At 75.4% G+C, this 18044-nt stretch carries 19 protein-coding genes; 13 read left to right on the forward strand and 6 right to left on the reverse strand.

The window, feature by feature from the left end; all coding sequences use genetic code 11:
• Positions 1–128: 128 nt before the first annotated feature.
• From AC5L34_RS24980 to AC5L34_RS24995, 4 genes are all read left to right on the forward strand, one after another.
• Positions 129–941 (forward strand): SDR family oxidoreductase, encoded by an 813-nt coding sequence (locus AC5L34_RS24980; RefSeq protein WP_441177155.1) that lies wholly within the window; start codon positions 129–131, stop codon positions 939–941.
• A gap of 170 nt (positions 942–1111) precedes the next feature.
• Entirely contained in the window at positions 1112–1981 is an 870-nt protein-coding gene (locus AC5L34_RS24985; RefSeq protein WP_494827190.1) for a pentapeptide repeat-containing protein, read from the forward strand.
• A 213-nt stretch (positions 1982–2194) separates the two neighbouring features.
• Positions 2195–2431, forward strand: coding sequence for a preprotein translocase YidC (locus tag AC5L34_RS24990; RefSeq protein ID WP_441177157.1), 237 nt, complete (start codon positions 2195–2197; stop codon positions 2429–2431).
• A gap of 112 nt (positions 2432–2543) precedes the next feature.
• The gene (locus tag AC5L34_RS24995; RefSeq protein ID WP_441177158.1) at positions 2544–2774 is read left to right on the forward strand and encodes a hypothetical protein; all 231 of its coding nucleotides are present in this window, start codon (positions 2544–2546) and stop codon (positions 2772–2774) included.
• Positions 2775–2798: 24 nt separating this feature from the next.
• Here AC5L34_RS24995 and rnhA read toward each other — a convergent pair whose 3' ends face one another.
• Positions 2799–3278, reverse strand: coding sequence for a ribonuclease HI (rnhA, locus tag AC5L34_RS25000; protein ID WP_494827191.1), 480 nt, complete (start codon positions 3276–3278; stop codon positions 2799–2801).
• 108 nt (positions 3279–3386) lie between these two features.
• Between rnhA and AC5L34_RS25005 the strand changes: the two genes are divergently transcribed.
• Positions 3387–4490, forward strand: a complete 1104-nt coding sequence (locus tag AC5L34_RS25005) for a serine hydrolase domain-containing protein (RefSeq protein ID WP_441177159.1) — start codon at positions 3387–3389, stop codon at positions 4488–4490.
• A 12-nt stretch (positions 4491–4502) separates the two neighbouring features.
• Here the strand turns inward: AC5L34_RS25005 and AC5L34_RS25010 are convergent, their stop codons facing one another.
• Positions 4503–5753, reverse strand: a complete 1251-nt coding sequence (locus AC5L34_RS25010) for a lycopene cyclase family protein (RefSeq protein ID WP_494827192.1) — start codon at positions 5751–5753, stop codon at positions 4503–4505.
• Between the two features lie 169 nt (positions 5754–5922).
• On the opposite strand from AC5L34_RS25010, the gene AC5L34_RS25015 reads away from it, so the two are divergent.
• Positions 5923–7032 carry a serpin family protein gene (locus AC5L34_RS25015; RefSeq protein ID WP_441177161.1) on the forward strand — a complete coding sequence of 370 codons (1110 nt, stop codon included), beginning with the start codon at positions 5923–5925 and terminating at the stop codon, positions 7030–7032.
• Between the two features lie 45 nt (positions 7033–7077).
• The gene (locus tag AC5L34_RS25020; protein ID WP_494827193.1) at positions 7078–7893 is read left to right on the forward strand and encodes an inositol monophosphatase family protein; all 816 of its coding nucleotides are present in this window, start codon (positions 7078–7080) and stop codon (positions 7891–7893) included.
• A 4-nt stretch (positions 7894–7897) separates the two neighbouring features.
• Here AC5L34_RS25020 and AC5L34_RS25025 read toward each other — a convergent pair whose 3' ends face one another.
• Positions 7898–8233 (reverse strand): winged helix-turn-helix transcriptional regulator, encoded by a 336-nt coding sequence (locus tag AC5L34_RS25025; protein WP_441177163.1) that lies wholly within the window; start codon positions 8231–8233, stop codon positions 7898–7900.
• Positions 8234–8375: 142 nt separating this feature from the next.
• Here AC5L34_RS25025 and AC5L34_RS25030 point away from each other — a divergent pair, with 142 nt between their 5' ends.
• From AC5L34_RS25030 to AC5L34_RS25055, 6 genes are all read left to right on the forward strand, one after another.
• Entirely contained in the window at positions 8376–9260 is an 885-nt protein-coding gene (locus tag AC5L34_RS25030) for an NAD(P)-dependent oxidoreductase (RefSeq protein WP_441177164.1), read from the forward strand.
• Positions 9257–10144 (forward strand): NAD(P)-dependent oxidoreductase, encoded by an 888-nt coding sequence (locus AC5L34_RS25035; RefSeq protein ID WP_494827194.1) that lies wholly within the window; start codon positions 9257–9259, stop codon positions 10142–10144. The genes AC5L34_RS25030 and AC5L34_RS25035 overlap by 4 nt, the downstream gene beginning before the upstream one ends.
• A 109-nt stretch (positions 10145–10253) precedes the next feature.
• Complete coding sequence (locus AC5L34_RS25040; RefSeq protein ID WP_494827196.1) at positions 10254–11093, forward strand: ArsR/SmtB family transcription factor; 840 nt, start codon at positions 10254–10256, stop codon at positions 11091–11093.
• Positions 11094–11526: 433 nt separating this feature from the next.
• Positions 11527–12015: a hypothetical protein gene (locus AC5L34_RS25045; protein ID WP_210838106.1), complete on the forward strand. Its 489-nt coding sequence runs from the start codon at positions 11527–11529 to the stop codon at positions 12013–12015.
• A gap of 109 nt (positions 12016–12124) precedes the next feature.
• The gene (locus AC5L34_RS25050; RefSeq protein WP_441177168.1) at positions 12125–12745 is read left to right on the forward strand and encodes a class F sortase; all 621 of its coding nucleotides are present in this window, start codon (positions 12125–12127) and stop codon (positions 12743–12745) included.
• Between the two features lie 88 nt (positions 12746–12833).
• A complete protein-coding gene (locus AC5L34_RS25055) occupies positions 12834–13913 on the forward strand; it encodes a magnesium and cobalt transport protein CorA (protein WP_441177169.1) in 1080 nt (359 codons plus the stop codon).
• Between the two features lie 6 nt (positions 13914–13919).
• Here the strand turns inward: AC5L34_RS25055 and AC5L34_RS25060 are convergent, their stop codons facing one another.
• The 3 genes from AC5L34_RS25060 to AC5L34_RS25070 form a co-directional block, all read right to left on the reverse strand.
• Positions 13920–16103: a N,N-dimethylformamidase beta subunit family domain-containing protein gene (locus AC5L34_RS25060; protein WP_441177170.1), complete on the reverse strand. Its 2184-nt coding sequence runs from the start codon at positions 16101–16103 to the stop codon at positions 13920–13922.
• 203 nt (positions 16104–16306) lie between these two features.
• The gene (locus tag AC5L34_RS25065) at positions 16307–17773 is read right to left on the reverse strand and encodes an FAD/NAD(P)-dependent oxidoreductase (RefSeq protein ID WP_494827198.1); all 1467 of its coding nucleotides are present in this window, start codon (positions 17771–17773) and stop codon (positions 16307–16309) included.
• Positions 17770–18030 carry a (2Fe-2S)-binding protein gene (locus tag AC5L34_RS25070; RefSeq protein ID WP_363626895.1) on the reverse strand — a complete coding sequence of 87 codons (261 nt, stop codon included), beginning with the start codon at positions 18028–18030 and terminating at the stop codon, positions 17770–17772. Before AC5L34_RS25070 ends, AC5L34_RS25065 begins: the two co-directional genes overlap by 4 nt.
• Positions 18031–18044: the final 14 nt, after the last annotated feature.

The raw sequence follows: 18044 nt of genomic DNA on the forward strand, positions 1-18044 counted from the left end.
CCGGATTGGCGACCGTCGCTGGCAGCGTCCACGGTGGAGAATGTCAGAGCGCATCGACGCAGACAATCCCCTGCATGGACGGGGATCGACGCATGGTTGCATTCGCATGGAACGGGTAGTGCGCCGACATGCCATCGCGTTACGAGAACTACCCGAGGATCGCCATCGTCACGGGCGCCGATTCCGGCATCGGCCGGGCCTGCGCCGTCGCCCTCGCCGGGGCCGGCTTCGACGTCGGCGTCACCTGGCACCGCGACGCCGGGGGCGCCGAGCGGACCGCCGCCGAGGTACGCGCCGCCGGCCGGCGCTGCGAGGTCGCCCACCTGGACCTGACCCGGCTGCCGGGGGCCGACGCGGTCGTCGACGAGCTGGCCGACCGCCTCGGCGGCCTTGGCGTACTCGTCAACAACGCCGGCACCGGGGCGTCCACACCGTTCGTCGACACCGGCTGGGAGCAGTGGCGCGAGGTGCTCTCCGTCGACCTAGACGGGCCGTTCCTGTGCGGGCAGCGGGCCGCCCGGCGGATGCGCGCCGCGGGCCTGGGCGGCCGGATCGTCAACATCACCAGCGTGCACGAGCACGCGCCCCGGGTCGGCTCGGCCGCGTACTGCGCCGCGAAGGGCGGGCTCGGCCTGCTGACCAGGGTGATGGCGCAGGAACTGGCGGCGGACGGCATCACCGTCAACGCGGTCGCCCCGGGTGAGATCGCCACCCCGATGACCGGCCAGGAGGACGTGGACCCGTTCACGCAGGAACGCCCCGGGGTGCCCGTCGGGCGCCCGGGGGACGCGCGGGAGGTGGCCGCCGTGGTCGCGCTGCTCTCCTCGCCCGCCGCCGCGTACGTCACGGGCGCGTCCTGGCCGGTCGACGGCGGAATGCTGATGATGGGCCCGCAGGCCAACGCGCTGGAATCGCACGACTGGCGTTCGGTGGAGGGCTGAGCGCAGGCGTGGCCCCCGCCGGCAGCGCAGCCGGTGCGCTGCGGCTCCCCCGCGCCCGGGCGTGGGCCGCGCACCCTGCGGCCCGGTGGTCTCGCGGGGGCGGGACAATGGGTGCCTCCGCCCGCGAGGCCGCCGGCGGAAAGCCCCCGAACGGCAGGAGAACGGTCAGCGTGTCGGAGACCCCCGAGGCGGCGTCGGTGGCGGACGGGCTGCGCGCCGACTGCGCCCGGTGCTTCGGGCTCTGCTGCGTCGCACCGGCCTTCTCCGCGTCCGCCGACTTCGCCATCGACAAGCCCGCCGGCCAGCCCTGCCCGAACCTGCGGGCCGACTCGCGCTGCGGCATCCACGCCGACCTGCGCGACCGGGGCTTTCCCGGCTGCACCGTCTTCGACTGCTTCGGCGCCGGGCAACGGGTGGCCCAGACCACCTTCGCTGGCCGGGACTGGCGCGACGCGCCGCAGACCGCGCCGCTCATGTTCGACACGTTCGCGGTGATGCGGCCGCTGCACGAACTGCTCTGGTACCTGACCGAGGCCCTCGCGACGCGCCCACCGCAGCCGCTGCGCGGCGAGTTGTCCGTCGCGCTCGGCGAGACCGAGCGGCTGGCCCGGGAGCCCGCCGAGACGCTGGTGGCGCTCGACGTGAACGCGTACCGGGGGCGGGTCAACCCGCTGCTGTCGCGCGCCGGGGACGCGGCGCGGAGCCGGGGTGGCCGGCCGGGCGCGGACCGGCGGGGCGCCCAACTGTTCGGCGTCGACCTGCGCCGGGCCGACCTGCGCCGGGCGAACCTGCGCGGGGCCCTGCTGATCGGCGCCGACCTACGCGGCGTCGACCTCGGCCTGGCCGACCTCACCGGCGCCGACCTGCGCGGGGCCGACCTGCGCGGCGCGGACCTCTCGGGGGCCCTGTTCCTGCATCAGGCGCAACTCGACGCGGCCCGGGGCGACGGACACACCGCCCTGCCGCCCGGCCGTACCCGCCCCCACCAATGGTCACCCCTGTCGCTGACCCCCCGCCGTTCCCGCCCGTCACCTTCTTGACGCGGCTCGGAACTCCCCGGTCGCCCCGCCCCTTGGTCGGTTGGCGGTCGGGCTTCTCGACACGCCGGCGAACGAGTAGCTCGTCTGCCAACGAGCGAGTGTGCGCCCCCGCCTGCAACGCGGACCCGTCGTCTCGGGGCGGGTGGGTTTCGGGTGGGGGGTTGGGGGTAGGCGGGGGCTCGACGGAGCGGTGGACGGGACGGGGAGGCAGCGGTGGGGTATCGGGCGCGCGACGGTGAACTGCCGGTCGACCCGGCGCACGCCGAGGACGAGGCCGGCCAGGCCCGGCTGGTCCAGGTCGAGGCGGACACCGACGTCCCGGCGCCGGCCGATACGACGCAGAAGCCCGACCTGGTCACCGAGGACGACGGCTCCGGCATGGCGGGCGGCGCGTCGGGCAGTTCCAGCGGCGGCTCCACCATGCCGGGCCACCCGGACGCGCCACGCTGACCAACCACGGGGCGGAACACCACGACGCCGAGCGGCAGTCGGGCGCTTGTGCAGCCGGCAGGCCCGGGAAGGACTCGCGTTTGGCGGCAGGCCACGGGGGCAGGAGTGCGGCATGACCGAACAGAAGCGTTTCGACCAGGCCGCCACCGACGAGCCGGACGGCGCGACCGCCATGCAGGCGTCGCTGCGACCACCGGGCGAGTCCCTGCACACCACCGACGACACCGGCGACGACTTCGCCGACCTGCCGGCCGAGGACCGACGCCCGGCCAGGGAGGTCAGCCGCGCGGGCTACGACGTGGACGCCGTCTCCGGCACCGTCGACCCGAGCCGTACCGAGTGATCTGACCGCCGCCCGCCGGACCGGTCAGCGTCCGGCGGGCACCGCCGACGCGCGGGCCTCGGTCATGCCCCGGTTGGCCAGCGCGTCGGCGCGCTCGTTCTCCGGGTGACCGTTGTGCCCCTTCACCCACAACCAGGTGACCTCGTGGCGGGCGCAGGCGGCCTCCAGCCGCTGCCACAGGTCGGCGTTCTTGACCGGATGCTTCGCGGCCGTACGCCACCCGTTGCGCTTCCACGACGCCAGCCAGCTCGTGATGCCGTTGCGCACGTACGTGCTGTCGGTGTGCAGCTCCACGGTGACGGAGCGGGTCAGGCTCTCCAGGGCCTGGATGGCCGCCATCAGCTCCATCCGGTTATTGGTGGTGGGGGTCGCCTCGCCCCCGCACAGCTCCCGTTCGTGCGCGCCGTAGCGCAGCACCACGCCCCACCCGCCGGGGCCTGGGTTGCCGCTGCACGCGCCGTCGGTCCAGATCTGCACGACCCTGCCGGCCGTCTCGTCCACCATGGCGGCAACCTACCGAATCGGCGTCGCCGGCACCGCTGTCGGGGGCGCGGCGTGGCCGGCGGAAAATGGGTGTGATCCGCCACCCGGCCGCTGGCAGGATGGCCTCCCGTGACGGGGAGCTGGGACGGCCTGCGGGCCGAGGTACGCGCGCGGATCGACGAGCTGGTGGCCGCCGGCCGGGAGGACGGCGTGCAGGTGGCCGCGTACCTGCACGGCACGCAGGTGGTGGACGAGGTGGCGGGCGTGGCCGACCGCGCCACGGGCCGCCCGCTGACCTCCGGCACGCCGATCTGGAGCGCGTCGACCGGCAAGGGGCTCACCGCGACCGTGGTGCACGTGCTCGCCGAGCGGGGCGTGCTCGACTACGACCTGCGCATCGCCGAGGTGTGGCCGGAGTTCGCCCGCCACGGCAAGGGCGGCGTCACCCTGCGGCACGTGCTGACCCACACGGCGGGCGTGCCCGCGTTGCCGTCCGACGTCACCGTCGCCGACGCCGGCGACTGGGACCGGATGTGCGGGATCGTCGCCGACAGCGTGCCGCTGCGGGCTCCGGGCGACGTGCTCGCGTACCACGCCTGGACCTTCGGCTGGCTGATCGGCGAGGTGGTCCGGCGGGTGACCGGCCGGCGGATCTCGCGGGTGCTCGCCGAGGACGTCGCCGGGCCGCTCGGCGTACCCGGCGAGTTGTTCCTCGGGGTGCCCGCGGCCGATCTGAACCGGCTGGCCCCGGTCGCCGACCGCAACCTGTCGGCGACGCTGGACTGGGCCGCCGCCAACCTGCCGAACTTCGACCGGGTCGCCCCGCCCGGTCTCCGGCCGGACGCCTCCGTCGGCAGCCGACCCGAGTTCCTCCGCGCCGACGTCCCGGCCACCGGCACGATGTCCGCCCGGGCCGTGGCCCGGATGTTCGCCGCGCTGATCGGCGAGGTCGACGGCGTACGCCTGATCTCGCCCGCGCGGCTGCGGGAGGTCGGTGCCGTGGCGGTGCGCGGCACGGAGTGGGTCTTCGGCCAGGAGGCGAGCTTCGGCCTGGGATACGCGGTCGAGCCGGACGGGGCGTTCGGCTGCGCGGGCAGCGGCGGCAGCCTCGCGTACGCCTATCCGGAGCTCGGCCTGACCGTGGCCGCGACGAAGACGCTGCTCAGCGCGGGCGACGGCGACCCGATGGAGGAGCTGCGCGTCCTCGTCCGCGACGCCGTCCGCGCCGGCTGAGGCGGCGGGCGCTCAGCCGTCGGCGTCGGCCCGGCCCCCGACCACCGGTGGCGGGGCCGTCCACGTCGCGGAGCGGCGGGCCGGATCGACGCGGTCGCGCAGCCGGGCCGCGGCGTCGCCGACCGCGGCGGCGACCATCGGCACCAGCCGGGTGGAACTCATCAGCGCCACCTCCTCCGCCGGGCTGGTGGCGCCGTCGAGGAACCGCAGCACCCGCTCGGCGGGATTGCGCTCGAAGAGCCGACCGAAGAAGTCCGGCCCGCCGACGCCGCCGGCGTCCAGCGCCCGCAGCGCGACCGCGTCCATCCAGCGGTGCCGACGGGGGTACGCGGGGCCGGGCACCGGCGGGCGGCCGGCGGCGAGGGCACGGGCGACCTGCTCGGCCTGGCGGTGCATGGCGGAGAAGGTGAAGCCGGTGGACGGTCGGGTGGCGCCACCGGCCGTGCCGAGACGGACCACCCGGGGTGAGGGCCGGGCCTCGAACGGGCCGTCGGTCATCGGGATCACCCCGTTCTCCACCTCGCGGACGGTGAGCCCGGTCGGGTCGAGGCCGAGCAGGTCCCGGTAGCCCGCCAGGGCCGCGTCGTAGCCCGCGTCGGTGAGCAGGTCGGGGCCGAACTCGGTGTACTCCACCAGGGCGTACCGGTCGCTGACCGGCAGGACGTAGCCGAACGACACGCCCCGGGCGGGCTGCGGGGTGCGGAAGTCCATCAGGACGGCCCGTGCCGGGTCGAAGACCGGCGCGTCGGATTCCAGCCACCAGCCACGGAAGTGCTGGAGCCAGTTGGTGCGCCCGGGTCGCCGGGGCGGCCGGGGCCGGGAGTCCAGCACCCAGGACGCACGGACGGTCGGGCCGGCCCCGCCCGTACGCACCAGCACGCGATCGCCGTCGTCGTGCAGGGCGTCGACGGGTGCCACGATCCGCCGTACCCCGAGCCGCCGCTCGGCCTCGGCGGCCCGGTCGTAGACGGGGCCCGAGCGCAGCATGGCGTACCGCAGGGGGGCGAGGTCGAGGACGCGGCGGCCGGCGGGCGTCGCCACCTCGACCTGGGGCCAGCTCGCGGCCAGCAGCGGGTCCAGGTCGCTGCCGGGCCGGTCCCAGAACGCCCAGGTCCGGTCCTGGCCGCGCCGGTGGACCGGGTCGACGACGGCGACCCGCAGGTCACGCACGCCGTGCCGGTCCAGGGCCGCGAGGACCAGCGACGCGGCGCCGCCGCCACCGACCAGCGCCAGGTCGACGTCCAGCGGTGCGCAGGTGTTCACGCCGCCCACGCTGCCACACCGCCCGGGCCGTCCCCCCACCGACCGGCCCGGCCGCCCTCCGGCCCTCCGGCCGGGCGGCGGGCGGCGGGCGGCGGGCGGCGGGCGGCGGTAGGGTGCCAGCGGTCGCCGCCGGGCGACGGTCACCTCGCCCCCGGAGGACGCCGCCCCCATGAGCACCGACGCCACCAACGCGCTCACCGCCCGCTGGACGTCCGCCCTCGACGGCGGCCAGACGGTCGTCTCCGGCGCCGGCGTCTACCCGCTGCTGGCGCTGCTCGCCCGTTACGCCGCCGGCCCGGCCCGCGACGAGCTGCTCGCGGTCGCGCCGGACCCGGCCCGCGTCGACCTGGACCGCTCCCCCACCACCCGGCTGGCCCTCGCCGCCTGGGCACGGCGGGACCTGGCGCTGACCGACCGGTGGCTGCGCGAGGTGCCGGCGGCCATGCGCGGAGAGCTGACCGGCGACCCGACGCACGACCAGGCCGCCCTCGACGAGTGGGCAGCCACGCACACCGACGGCCTGATCCGCCGGATGCCGGTGCGGGTCACCCCGGCCACGGCGATGGTCCTGGCCAGCGCCCTGTCGCTGCGGACCGGGTGGGCCGAGCCGTTCCGCGACGCCTGGCGCCAGCCGGCCACCGGGCCGTGGCGCGGGCGCCGGCTGGCCGGGCTGAGCCGGATCGGCCACGACCTCGACGCGCTACGGGCCGTCGACACCGCCGCCGGCCCGGTGAGCCTGCTGACCGTACGCGGCGCCGAGGACGTCGACGTGGTGCTCGCCCTGGGCACGCCGGGGCGCGGGGCGGCGCAGGTGCTGCCGGCCGCGATCGGCGCGATCGGCGCACCGTCCGCGCTGCCCGTCGCCGCCGGCCCCGGCGTCGACGAGCAGGTCGTGGACGCGTACGACGACCGGCCCGAGCTGCTCGTCTCCACCGTGGGCTTCACCGTCCGCGCCGACCACGACCTGCTGGCGCGGGCCGCGCTGTTCGGTCTCGCCACCGCCGTCGGCGACGGCGACCACTTCCCCGGCATCGCCCGCCCGCTGGCCGTGTCGCAGGCGCGGCAGAGCGTGACGGCGACGTTCGGCGCGACGGGGTTCCGCGCGGCCGCGGTGACCGCCGTCTCCACGCGGGCGGGCTCGGCGCCCCGGCCGGTCACCGCGCGCAAGCGACGGGTACGCCTCGACATCGACCGCCCCTTCGGCTTCCTCGCCGTGCACCGGCCCTCCGGGCTGGTGCTGCTCGCCGGCTGGGTGACCGATCCCGACGGACCCGCCTGAGGTCGGGGCGTGCCGCCGGGCCCGGCCTGGTCTACCGTGCCCTGCATGGTGCTCACCGACCCGGAGCTCGCCGTCGTCGCGGCGCAGGCGGGTGCCGAGGTGGTACGCGACCGGTTCGGCGGCCCGCTGCGGCGGTTCGACAAGTCGCCCGGTGACTTCGCCACGGCCGCCGACCTGGAGTCGGAACGGGCCGTCCTCGACATCCTGCGCGGGGCCCGGCCCGGCGACGCCGTACTGGGTGAGGAGACCGGGCACACCGGCTCCCGCTCGGCCGGGCGCACGTGGCTGGTCGACCCCCTCTGCGGCACGCTGAACTACGCGGCGCGCACCCCGCTGGTCGCGGTGAACGTGGCGCTGCGCACCGAGGCCGGGATCACCGCGGCGGCCGTCGCCGATCCGTTCGCCGGGGAGGTGTTCTGGCATGGGAACGGCCGGGCACAAGTCCGTCGCGACGGCGTCGACGAACCCCTCACGCCGTCGGCCCTCTCGCGGCTGGTGGACGTCAACCTCGACCCGCCGTTCCCGAACGCCCCCGGGTTCCGGGCGACCGGTCTGCTCGCGGACGCGGAGTTCGCCGCGCGGTTCGGGCCCAGGGTGCTCTCCACCACGCTGGCCGTCGCGTGGGTCGCCGCCGGCCGGCGGGCCGCCTACGTCACCGACGGGGACGTACGCGACAGTGTGCACTTCGCCGCCGGCATCGCCCTGTGCCAGGCGGCCGGGTGCGTGGTGACCGGGCTGCGGGGTCAGCCCCTGCACACTGGGTCGGGGGGTGGGCTGCTCGTGGCGGCGGACGCGGAGACGCACGCCGCCCTGCTGGCCGTCGTCGAACGGCAGTTCCACACGACGACCGCCCTGCCCTGACCGGTCAGTCCCGGGGGATGGCCTCGATGGTCGCCATGTGCCGCTCGCCCCAGTCGCCGAGCGGCATCAGCGCCTCGTTGAGGGACCGGCCGAAGTCGGTCAACGAATACTCCACCTTCGGCGGGACCTGCCGGTAGACCTCGCGGTGCACGAGGCCGTACGCCTCCATCTCGCGCAGTTGCTGGATCAGCATCTTCTCGCTGATCCCGGTGATCCCCCGGCGCACCTCGGCGAAGCGGCGGGGGCCGTGATCCAGCTCCCACAGGATCAGCGCCTTCCACTTGCCGCCCACGACGTCGATCGCGGCGTCGAGCCCGCACGTGTAGGTCCGCTTCTTCACGTCGCCCCGCTCTCACTTACCAAAAGGTAAGTACCTGAGGAAATAGTCGGTACTTGATGCTTCGCGCGTACGGAAACAGGATGGGACCGGCCCGGCGGCACGCGCAAGGGCCGGGCCACCCCATCCACGAAGGAGTAGTTCCGTGACCGACCGCGACCTGTCCCCGGTGACCGTGCTGGGCCTCGGGCCGATGGGCCAGGCCCTCGCCGGCGCGCTGCTGGCCGCCGGCCACCGGACCACCGTCTGGAACCGCACGGCCGCCCGGGCCGATCCCCTCGTTGCACGTGGCGCGCGGCGGGCGCCGACCGTGGCGGAGGCGGTCCGGGCGAGCCCACTGGTACTCGCCTGCGTCATCGACTACGCCGCCGTCCGCGCCGTCGTCGAGCCCGCGGTCGAAGCCCTCGCCGGGCGCACGCTGGTGAACCTGACCGCCGACACCCCGCAGCGGGCCCGGGCGATGGCCGCCTGGGCCGCCACGCAGGGCGTCGACTACCTCGACGGCGCGATCATGACCCCGGCCCCCACCATCGGCGGGGCCGAGGCGCTGGTGCTCTACAGCGGGCCCGAACGGGTCTGGCACGCCCACCGGGACACCCTGCTGAGCCTGGGCGGCTCGGCCGACTGGCTGGGCCCGGACCCGGCTCGTGCGGCCGCCCACGACGTGGCGCTGCTCGACGTCTTCTGGACCGCGATGAGCGGCATCGCGCACGCCTTCGCCCTGGCCCGGGCGGAGGGGATCACGGCGACCGAGCTCGCGCCGTACGCCAAGGGAATCTCGGGCCTGCTGCCCGACCTCGTCGACGACCTGGCCGGGCGGATCGACGTCGGGAACCACACCGCCGACGTCTCCACCATCGCCTCCGCCGCCGCCACCATGGCGCACATCGTCGAGGCGGCCGAGGGGCACGGCATCGACACCGGCACGCTACGGGCGGCCAACGCCGTCGCCGCCCGTGCGGTGGACGCCGGGCACGGTGACGACGACTTCTCCCGGCTGGTCCGGGTGTACGCGGAGACGGGCGCGTGAGCGCCCCACGCCGCCGCCCCGTCTCCGTGCTCGGGCTCGGCGCGATGGGGAGGGCCCTGACCGGTGCGCTGCTCGCCGCCGGCCACCCCACGACCGTGTGGAACCGGTCGCCGGAGCGCTCCGCCGCGCTGGCCGGGGCGGGAGCGGGCGTGGCCGGCTCCGCCGCCGAGGCGGCCGCCGCGGGCGAACTGGTCGTGGTGTGCCTCCTCGACGACGACGTCACTCGTCGGGTGCTCGAGCAGGCGGCGCCGGCCCTGGCCGGCCGGACGGTGGTGAACCTGACCAACGGCACTCCGGCGCAGGCCCGCCGGCTCGCGGAATGGGTGACCGCACGGGGCGCGAGGTACGTCGACGGCGGCATCATGGCCGTTCCGTTCATGATCGGCAAGCCCGGCGCGTTCGTGCTCTACAGCGGCGCGGAGGACGCCTTCCTCGACTGGCGGGACACCCTCGCGGCGTTCGGCGACGTCCACTGGCTCGGCACCGACCCCGGTCGGGCGGCCCTGCACGACCTGGCCCTGCTCGCCGCCATGTACGGGATGTTCGGTGGATTCCTGCACGCCACGGCGATGATCCGCGCGGCCGGCGCGCCGGCGGACCAGTTCGCGCCGATGGCGACCGGGTGGCTGACCGCCATGCTCGGGGAGCTGCCCGCCATGGCGGCGGCCGTCGACTCGGGCACCCACGACGCCGACGGGTCCTCGCTGCGGATGCAGGCCGCCAGCTTCGGCAACCTGCTGGCAGCCTGCCGGGACATGGGGGTCGACGCCGGGCTGATGCGACCGGTACGTGACCTGCTGGACGAGGCGGTCGCCCGGGGCCACGGCGAGGAGGGCATCTCCGCGCTGGTGGGGCTGCTGCACGACGTCGACCGCCCGGCCTGACCGCTCCTGCCGCCTTCGACGGGTGAAGGCGGCGACACGCTGGACATGCAGCCGTCCGGTTGCCTAACCTGACAGGCAGCCGGATGGCTGCATGTGCGAGGTGAGCAGGGTGGACGACGTGTTCCGGGCGCTGGCCGACGCGAGTCGGCGCCGACTCCTCGACGACCTCAACCGGCGCAACGGGCAGAGCCTGCGCGAGCTGTGCACCGGGCTCGACATGACCCGGCAGTCGGTCAGCAAGCACCTGGCGGTGCTGGCGGCGGCCAACCTGGTGACCACCGTGCGACGCGGCCGGGAGAAGCTGCACTACCTCAACCCCGTCCCGATCAACGCCGTCGCCGAACGATGGATCGACCGCTACGACCGCGAGCGGGTGCGCGCACTCGCCGACCTACGGACAGCTCTGGAGCGTGAGCCGATGGACAGTCCCACCTTCGTCTACACCACCTACGTCAACACCACCCCGGAGAAGCTCTGGGCCGCGCTGACCGAACCGGCGTTCACCCGCCGCTACTGGGGCGGCGTCGCGCTGCGCTCGGACTGGCGGGTCGGCTCCCCCGTGCTGTGGCAGGACGAGCCGGGCGGCGAGTTCCGCGACCTCGGCCAACGCGTCCTGGTCGCCGAGCCGTTCCGCCGGCTCTCCTACAGCTGGCACGGCTTCCAGCCGGAGCACGCCGCGCACTTCGGCTGGTCCGACGAGGAGCTGGCGGCCCGGCTCGGCGAGCGGAGGTCCCGGGTCACCTTCGACATCGCCCCGTACGGCGGGTTCGTCAAGCTGACCGTCACCCACGAGGACTTCTCCCCGGGCAGCGAGATGTACCGGGCGGTCAGCGGCCAGCTCGACGGCAGCGGCGGCTGGCCGGAGCTCCTGGCCAGCCTCAAGTCGCTGCTGGAGACCGGGGAGCCGCTGCCCGAGCCGCGCCCCGAGAGCGCCACCGCACAGGGCTGACCCACCCCTGCCCCGGCACGCGGGCCGGCACCGCCGCACCCGCTGTCTGGCGACCGGCACCGGCGGCGCGTCCCGCCCGGAGCACGGACGCGTCCGCCCGGAGCAAACCGGCCAGGACCGGGCCAACGCGGCGGGCCGGACGCGTACGGCCCGCCGCGGGGCACGATTCCCGAGACGGGCCGAGACGGCCCAGCCCCGACAGCACGACCCCCGGTGACATCGGCACGGCCAACCCTCGCGGGTGGGCCGTGCCGGCATTTCCGCTGCTCCCTCCGCCTCCCGGGTGGACACGTGACGGCAACGAAGATTTCTCATTTTCACCGGATGGGGGCCCCAACCCTCCTAGGGTTGGTCACACCGGTGCTAGTCACGGAGTTGGCCACCCGAACGACGTCCCACGCAGTCAGCGGACGAAAAGTGAGGGAAGACGCGTATGAAGGCAAAGACAGTTCTCGTATCGGCGGCGCTCGGCGTGGGTCTCGGCACGCTCCTGCTCCCCGGCGCGGCGCTGGCCGACACCGTCGTGTCACCGGCCACCACGCCGGTCGGCGGGACGGTCGTGCTCACCGCGACGACCTGCAACCCGAAGTCCGGCGACGCGATCTTCCGCGTCACCGGCCCCGACCGCGACCAGAACGTCCGGTCCACCACGGCGGCGGCCGGGGGCGGGCTGAGCGCCGAACTCTTCACCGCCGGCTTCACCCTGGGCACCTACACGGTGGCCGCCACCTGCGGCGACGGCAGCGCGGCCGGCAGCGCCACGTTCACCGTCACCCCGATCGGCGGGGCCCAGGCCGGCGGGCGCGGCGGCACGGACGGGACCGGCGCGTTGGCGGCCGGCGGCGCCCTGCTCGGCTCCGCCGCGGGCGGCGCCCTGATCCTGGCCCGCCGCCGACGCCACATGGCGGCGGCCACGCTCTGACCGGCGGCCCCGCGCCGTCCATCCTGGAACCGTCCATCCCTGCAACGGGTGCCCGCACCGGTCACGCACCGGAGCGGGCACCCGGGCGAACGCGTACGGAGGTGGGATCGTGTCCTGGCGCAGGCCCGGCTGGGCGGTCACGGTCATCGTCCTGCTCGCCACGACGGGGCTCGGACTGATCGCCACCGGGGTGGCGACGATCCCGCCCCGCCCGCCCCGGCCGGAGGCCGCCGACGCCCCCACCCGGGCCCGCTCCGCGCCTGCGGTGCCGCCGCTGCACCGGGCCGAGCCGGTGGACGTGCGGATCCCGGCCATCGACGTGCGGGCGCGGATCGTCCCGGTGGGCGCCGACGCCGAGGGACGCCTGGAGGTGCCGCCGCTGGACCGGCCCGCCCTGGCCGGCTGGTACCGCCACGGCGTCAGCCCCGGCGAGAGCGGCAACGCCGTGATCGTCGGGCACGTCGACTCCGCCGCCGGCCCGGCCGTCTTCTTCGACCTCGGCCGGCTGCGGGCCGGCGACACCGTACGGGTCACCCGCGCCGACGCCAGCGTCGCCACGTTCGCCGTCGACGGCGTCGGGTCGTACCCGAAGGACCGCTTCCCCACCGACCTGGTCTACGGGCCCAGCGACGCCACCGGCCTGCGGCTGATCACCTGCGGCGGCCGGTTCGACCGGGACACCGGCAGCTACGTCGACAACGTCGTCGTGTTCGCCACCCGGGTGCCGTGACCCCGGAACCACCCGAGGCGAGTACGGTGTCCGCGCGGTTGCCGGCGCGGCGGAGGGCGGACGGGTGGTTCTGCGGGTGGGAGAACGGGTGAGACTGTCTGCCGTGTTCGACCGGCTGCTCGGCCGGCGGGTACCCGGGCAGCGCGAGCCCGAGCCCCGACGCGCCAATCCCGACGCCGTGGTCGACTGTGCGGTCTACGTGGACGGGCGGCGCGAGCCCGGCCGCCCGCACTACGCCGACGCGTACGCCCGCAGCCGTCGCGCCCGGGACGGGTTCGTCTGGCTGGGCCTGCACGAGCCGGATCCGACGGTGATGGCGGCGGTCGGGCGCACCTTCGGGCTCGACGACCTGACCGTCGAGCAGGCCCTCGCCGACGGCCACCGCCCCACGGTGCGCCGCGACGGCGACGTGACCCTGCTGGTGCTGCGCACCGCCGGTTACGTCGAGCACGCCGAGCTGACCGACACCTCCGAGGTGATCGACACTGGCGACGTGATGGTGCTGCTCGGCGACCGTTTCGCCATCACCGTGCGGCACGGCGCCGCGGGCGCGCTCACCTGCGTCCGCGCCGACGTCGAGCAGCGCCAAGCGGTGCTCGCGCAGGGCCCGTGGGCCGTCGCGTACGCCGTCTGCGACCGGATGGTCGACCTCTACCTGGAAGTCGCCGGGCACGTCGAGCGGGACCTGGAACGCATCGAGGAAGCGGTGTTCGCCCGCGACCGCTCGGCCGACATCCAGCACATCTACCAGCTCAAGCGCGAGGTGGTCGAGTTCAAGCGGGCGGTGCAGCCCCTACAGGCGCCGCTACGCTCGCTGCTCGACCAGCGCCCCGACAACCCACCGCGTGCCCTGCACCGGTGGTTCGTCGACGTGGACGCCCGGCTGACCCGGGCGGTGGAACGGGTCGCCGCATACGACGACCTGCTCAACTCGATCCTGCAGTCCCGGTTGGCGCAGCTCGCGGTGGACCAGAACAACGACATGCGCAAGATCGCGGCGTGGGCCGCCATCGCCGCCACCCAGACCGGCATCGCCGGGATCTACGGCATGAACTTCGCCGTCATGCCGGAGCTGCAATGGCGCTACGGCTACCCCGCCGCGCTCGGCCTGATGGCGCTGGCCGCGTTCACCCTGCACCGCCTCTTCCGCCGCTCGGGCTGGCTCTGAGCGCGGTCACTCCATCGTCGACGGCTCCGGGATGGCGGGTGCGGGGGTGGTGCGCGGCATCGGGACCTCGGTGGCCCGGACCGCCGGGGCCGAGGCCAGCATCCGGTCGAAGACGTTGCGCAACAGCGTCGACATCGCCGGATCGTCGGCCAGGGCGCCGACGAACGAGACCGAGGACGCGCTGAAGACCAGCGCGCCGCCGGGCCGCTCCAGGAAGACCATCGTCGCGCCGCCGCCCCCCGGATTCTCGCCCCGGGCGATGACCTGCGCCGGGGACGCCTCGCCGGCCAGCCCGCGCAGCCCGTCGGTCTCCCAACCGCTGGCGGCGCCGTTGTAGCCCGTGCGGCCGAACCTGCTGCCGGCCACCAGGCCGGTGCCGGCCAGCAGCGGATGCTCGCGCAGCACCTGGTACGGGGCGTACGTGCCGGCGTCGGTGTAGTTGGTGCCGAGCAGCTGCGAGGCGGGCAGGCCCAGCTCCGTGTAGATGTCCCGCCTGCCGTCGGAGCGACGGTAGGTCACCACCGTACGGGCGGAGTCGACCTGCACCCGCTCGTACATGCCGTTGCCGCCCGGGTAGATGACCCGGCCGCCGCCGGCCTGGAAGTTGACCAGGCGCTGGCGCATCGTGTCGGACCAGTACTCGGGATGGCTGCCCAGCACGAGCACCCGGTACCTGGTCAGCCAGCCGTTGGAGCCGTGCAGGTCGGCGTCCTCGTAGACGTCGAAGGCGAGCCCCTGGCGGGACATCCAGCGGGTCAGCAGGAGGTCCGAGAAGAGGGTGTGGTCCCGGATGCCGGGGTCGTCGACGTTCAGCTCCGTCGACGGCCGGCGTACGGACAGGGGTCGCCGGCCGGTCCAGTCCGGGCAGTACTGGTTGTGCCCGCCCCAGCTGTTGTAGGCGTTGTAGGTGAAGGTCGGCAGCAACACCGCGATCGGGTTGGTGGGGCGGGTCGGCCGCACGAGGAAGGGCACGTACCGGCGCAGCCCGTCGGGGCCCTCCAGGCGGGCGGCGTAGAGGCCGGGCTGCCAGTCGGCGGGGACCGCGAACCGCAACCGGTCCGACCAGCCGCAACCGACCCGGAGGAACCCCACCGGCAGCGGCTGCACGCCACCGGTCACGGGCAGCGGCTGCGAGACGACCACGGGATCGCCGGGACTGGGTGCCAACCGTACGATCGACGCGGTGAGCGACGGGAACCCGGTCGACACCGCGATCCGCGCCACCTCGCCCTGCGCCACGCTCGGCGTGTTGGCGTAGCCCTGGAGGCCGGCCTGGGTCTGCACCGTCCAGCCGGAGCCGACCCTCTTCCCGGTGCCGCTGTTCATCCAGGCGGCCCGCCGGTCGGGGCCGGCGGTGGTGTGGTTCGTCAACCGGTACTGCGTGAGCACGCCCGTCTGCCGGACGCTGGCCGCGTTCGGCGGGATCGCGTACAGCGATCCCTGGCCGGTGAACCACACCCCGTCGTTGAGGAAGAAGTTGCGGAACCCGGAGCCGATGCGCAGGCCCGAGCCCGCCGCCCAGGTGCCGCCGCCGAGGTGCCGGTGCCAGCGGAGGTCGCCGTAGTGGTAGGCGTAGAGGACGCCGGAGGTGTCGGCCTGCAACACGGCGCCGACGAAGCCGCCGCCGATCCGCGCCCCCTGGACGGTCCACGCCTTGCCGACCAGGTCGTACTGGTGCAGGAACAGCTCGCCTTCTGCGTTCTGCCCGTAGAACGCGCCGTGGAACCCGCACAGTCGGGGGTAGCGCTCGAATCCGGCGCCGATCCGCCCGCCGCTGATCCAGGTGCCGGCGCCGGTCGTCGAGTTGGTCAGCCGGTAGCGGTAGTGGTGCATGGTGCCGTCGCCGCGTACGGCGTAGAGCGAGCCGTCGAGGCCGCCGAAGACCGCCCGGAACTGGTGCCAGCCGGAGCCGATCCGGCGGCCCGACCCGCTCGCCCACCGGAACGCGCCGGTCTGCCAGCCCGTGTGCCGGTACCAGTACAACGCGCCGTCGGCCTGGATCGCGAAGATGACGCCGTACCCGCCGCCCACCAGGCGGACGAACCGTTGCTGCGGGTCGTACCGGGGCACGGCCGCCGACGCGCCGGGTGGGCCCGCCAGCAGCAGCGGCGGCACGGAGGCGGCGATGACGGCGCCGTGGCGCAGCAGTCGTCGGCGCGGCATGCCGTGCGGGTGCGGCGTGTTCCCCATGGCCACCTTCTTCGGCGAGGCGGATGTGCTGGGCAACCTACGCACGCGCGGGCGTCGAGGTGGTCCCGTGGAGCGTCCCCGGCGGAGAAATCGGATGATCCGCGAGTACGTCCGCCCGGCCGGCCCGCCCCGCCCCACCGATCCAGTGATTGACATTCACGAATGCACTGCCGCCCATGGGCGCGGGCCGGCGGGTCGGCGGGTCAGTCCGTACCGGGCGGCGCCTCGCCGACCGCGAGGGCGCGCAGCGGTACGGGCTTGACCGGCGCCTGCGCGGTGAACGCCCCGACCTCCTCCGGCCCGCGACCGGTGAGCGTGGAGATGAGCTGACACAGGCCCGGCTGGCAGGACCGGCCCTGGCACAGACCCATCCCCGCGCGGGTCACCAGCTTCACCGCGTTCGCGGTGCCCAGGTGCGGGTTGGCCCGCAGCGCGCGGCGCACGTCCCCGACGCGTACCTCCTCGCAGCGGCAGAGCACGGTGTCGTCGGTGACGAGGCCGCCCAGGGCCGCCCGGTCCGGCGCGAACCGGTCGAGCACCTGGGTGACGAAGCGGTGCCGGCGGCGCAGTTCCCGGCGCACCGGGCGGGCCAGCGCGGCGGACCGACGCTCGTCGAGCAGCCCCAGGTCGCGCAGCACGCCGAGGGCGGCCAGCCGGCCCTCGACCGCCGCCTGCTCGGCGCCCGCGACGCCGGTCAGCTCGCCGGCCACCGCGATCCGCGGCACCGAGGTACGCAGCCACTCGTCGTGCCGGACCACCCAGCCGCCCCCGGGCGGGTCCCAGGCCACCGCGCACCCGGCCTGCCGGGCCAGCTCGACGGAGGGCACGAAGCCGTAGCCCAGGGCCAGCACGTCGCAGGGCACGTCCCGGTCCGTGCCGGGTGCCGGCTGCCCGCTCGGGTCGACCTCGGCGAGGGTCACCCCGCTCAGGTCCGGGTCGCCGTGGGCACGGCGCACGACCGTGCCGAACCGGACCGGCACCCCCGCCCGCCGCAGCACGCGCAGCGCGTCGACGCCCTCGGCGATCTTGCCGCCGGCACCCGCCAGCGCGGCCAGCCCGGCCGGCCCGGGCAACAGGTCGCGGCGGCGCTGGACCAGCGCGACCTCGACCACCCGGGCGCCGGCGCGCACCAGTTGGGCGGCGACCACCAGCAACAGCGGGTGGCCGCCGGCCAGCACGAACCGCCCGCCCGGCAGCAGGCCCTGCGCCTTGACGAACGTCTGCACCCCGCCCGCGGTGAGCACCCCCGGCAGGGTCCAGCCGGGGAAGGGCACCGGCAGGTCGTACGCGCCGGCGGTCAGCAGCACCGCCCGGGGCTCGAGCAGGCGGACCCCGGCCGGGCCGTGCGTGGCGACCCGGTGGCGGCCCGGCGCGGGCTGCTGGCCCGCGTACCCGTCGAGACCCGCCCGGGTGCCGAGGACGCCCCACACGGTGGTGTCGGCGAGCCACCGGACGCCGGGGGCGGCGGCGGCCTCGGCCAGCAGCGCCCGACCGGCGGCGGCCGGTGCCTTCGGCGGGGTGAACCCCGCCGGCGGCTGGCGGTAGATCTGCCCGCCCGGCTGCTCCTGCTCGTCGACGACGGTGACGGCGGCGCCGTGCCGGCCGAGGACGGCGGCCGCGGCGAGCCCCGCCGGGCCCGCGCCGACCACCACCACGTCGGGGGCGCTCACCGGGGCACCGCCGTGCGGACCCGCATGCCGTCCCGCACCCGGACCAGGCAGGAACGCTGGCAGGGCACGTCGTCCACGGTGACCACGCACTCGAAGCAGATCCCCATGTTGCAGTACGGCCCCCGGCGGGCGCCGCCGCGCGTGGTGCCGACGGCCCGTTCCCCGGCGGCGAGCAGCGCGGTGGCCAGCGACTCGCCCGGGTGGGCGCACACGGGCCGCCCGTCGACCTCGATGGTGACCGGGGCGGGCCGGTCCATCGCGGTGCGCCTCG

The organism is Micromonospora sp. ZG13 (genome assembly GCF_059359355.1).

Coding starts and splice junctions, on each gene's coding strand:
- AC5L34_RS24980 (WP_441177155.1), top strand. CDS start 129: ATGCCATCGCGTTACGAGAACTACCCGAGGATCGCCATCGTCACGGGC.
- AC5L34_RS24995 (WP_441177158.1), top strand. CDS start 2,544: ATGACCGAACAGAAGCGTTTCGACCAGGCCGCCACCGACGAGCCGGAC.
- rnhA (WP_494827191.1), bottom strand. CDS start 3,278: ATGGTGGACGAGACGGCCGGCAGGGTCGTGCAGATCTGGACCGACGGC.
- AC5L34_RS25015 (WP_441177161.1), top strand. CDS start 5,923: ATGAGCACCGACGCCACCAACGCGCTCACCGCCCGCTGGACGTCCGCC.
- AC5L34_RS25020 (WP_494827193.1), top strand. CDS start 7,078: ATGGTGCTCACCGACCCGGAGCTCGCCGTCGTCGCGGCGCAGGCGGGT.
- AC5L34_RS25045 (WP_210838106.1), top strand. CDS start 11,527: ATGAAGGCAAAGACAGTTCTCGTATCGGCGGCGCTCGGCGTGGGTCTC.
- AC5L34_RS25060 (WP_441177170.1), bottom strand. CDS start 16,103: ATGGGGAACACGCCGCACCCGCACGGCATGCCGCGCCGACGACTGCTG.
- AC5L34_RS25070 (WP_363626895.1), bottom strand. CDS start 18,030: ATGGACCGGCCCGCCCCGGTCACCATCGAGGTCGACGGGCGGCCCGTG.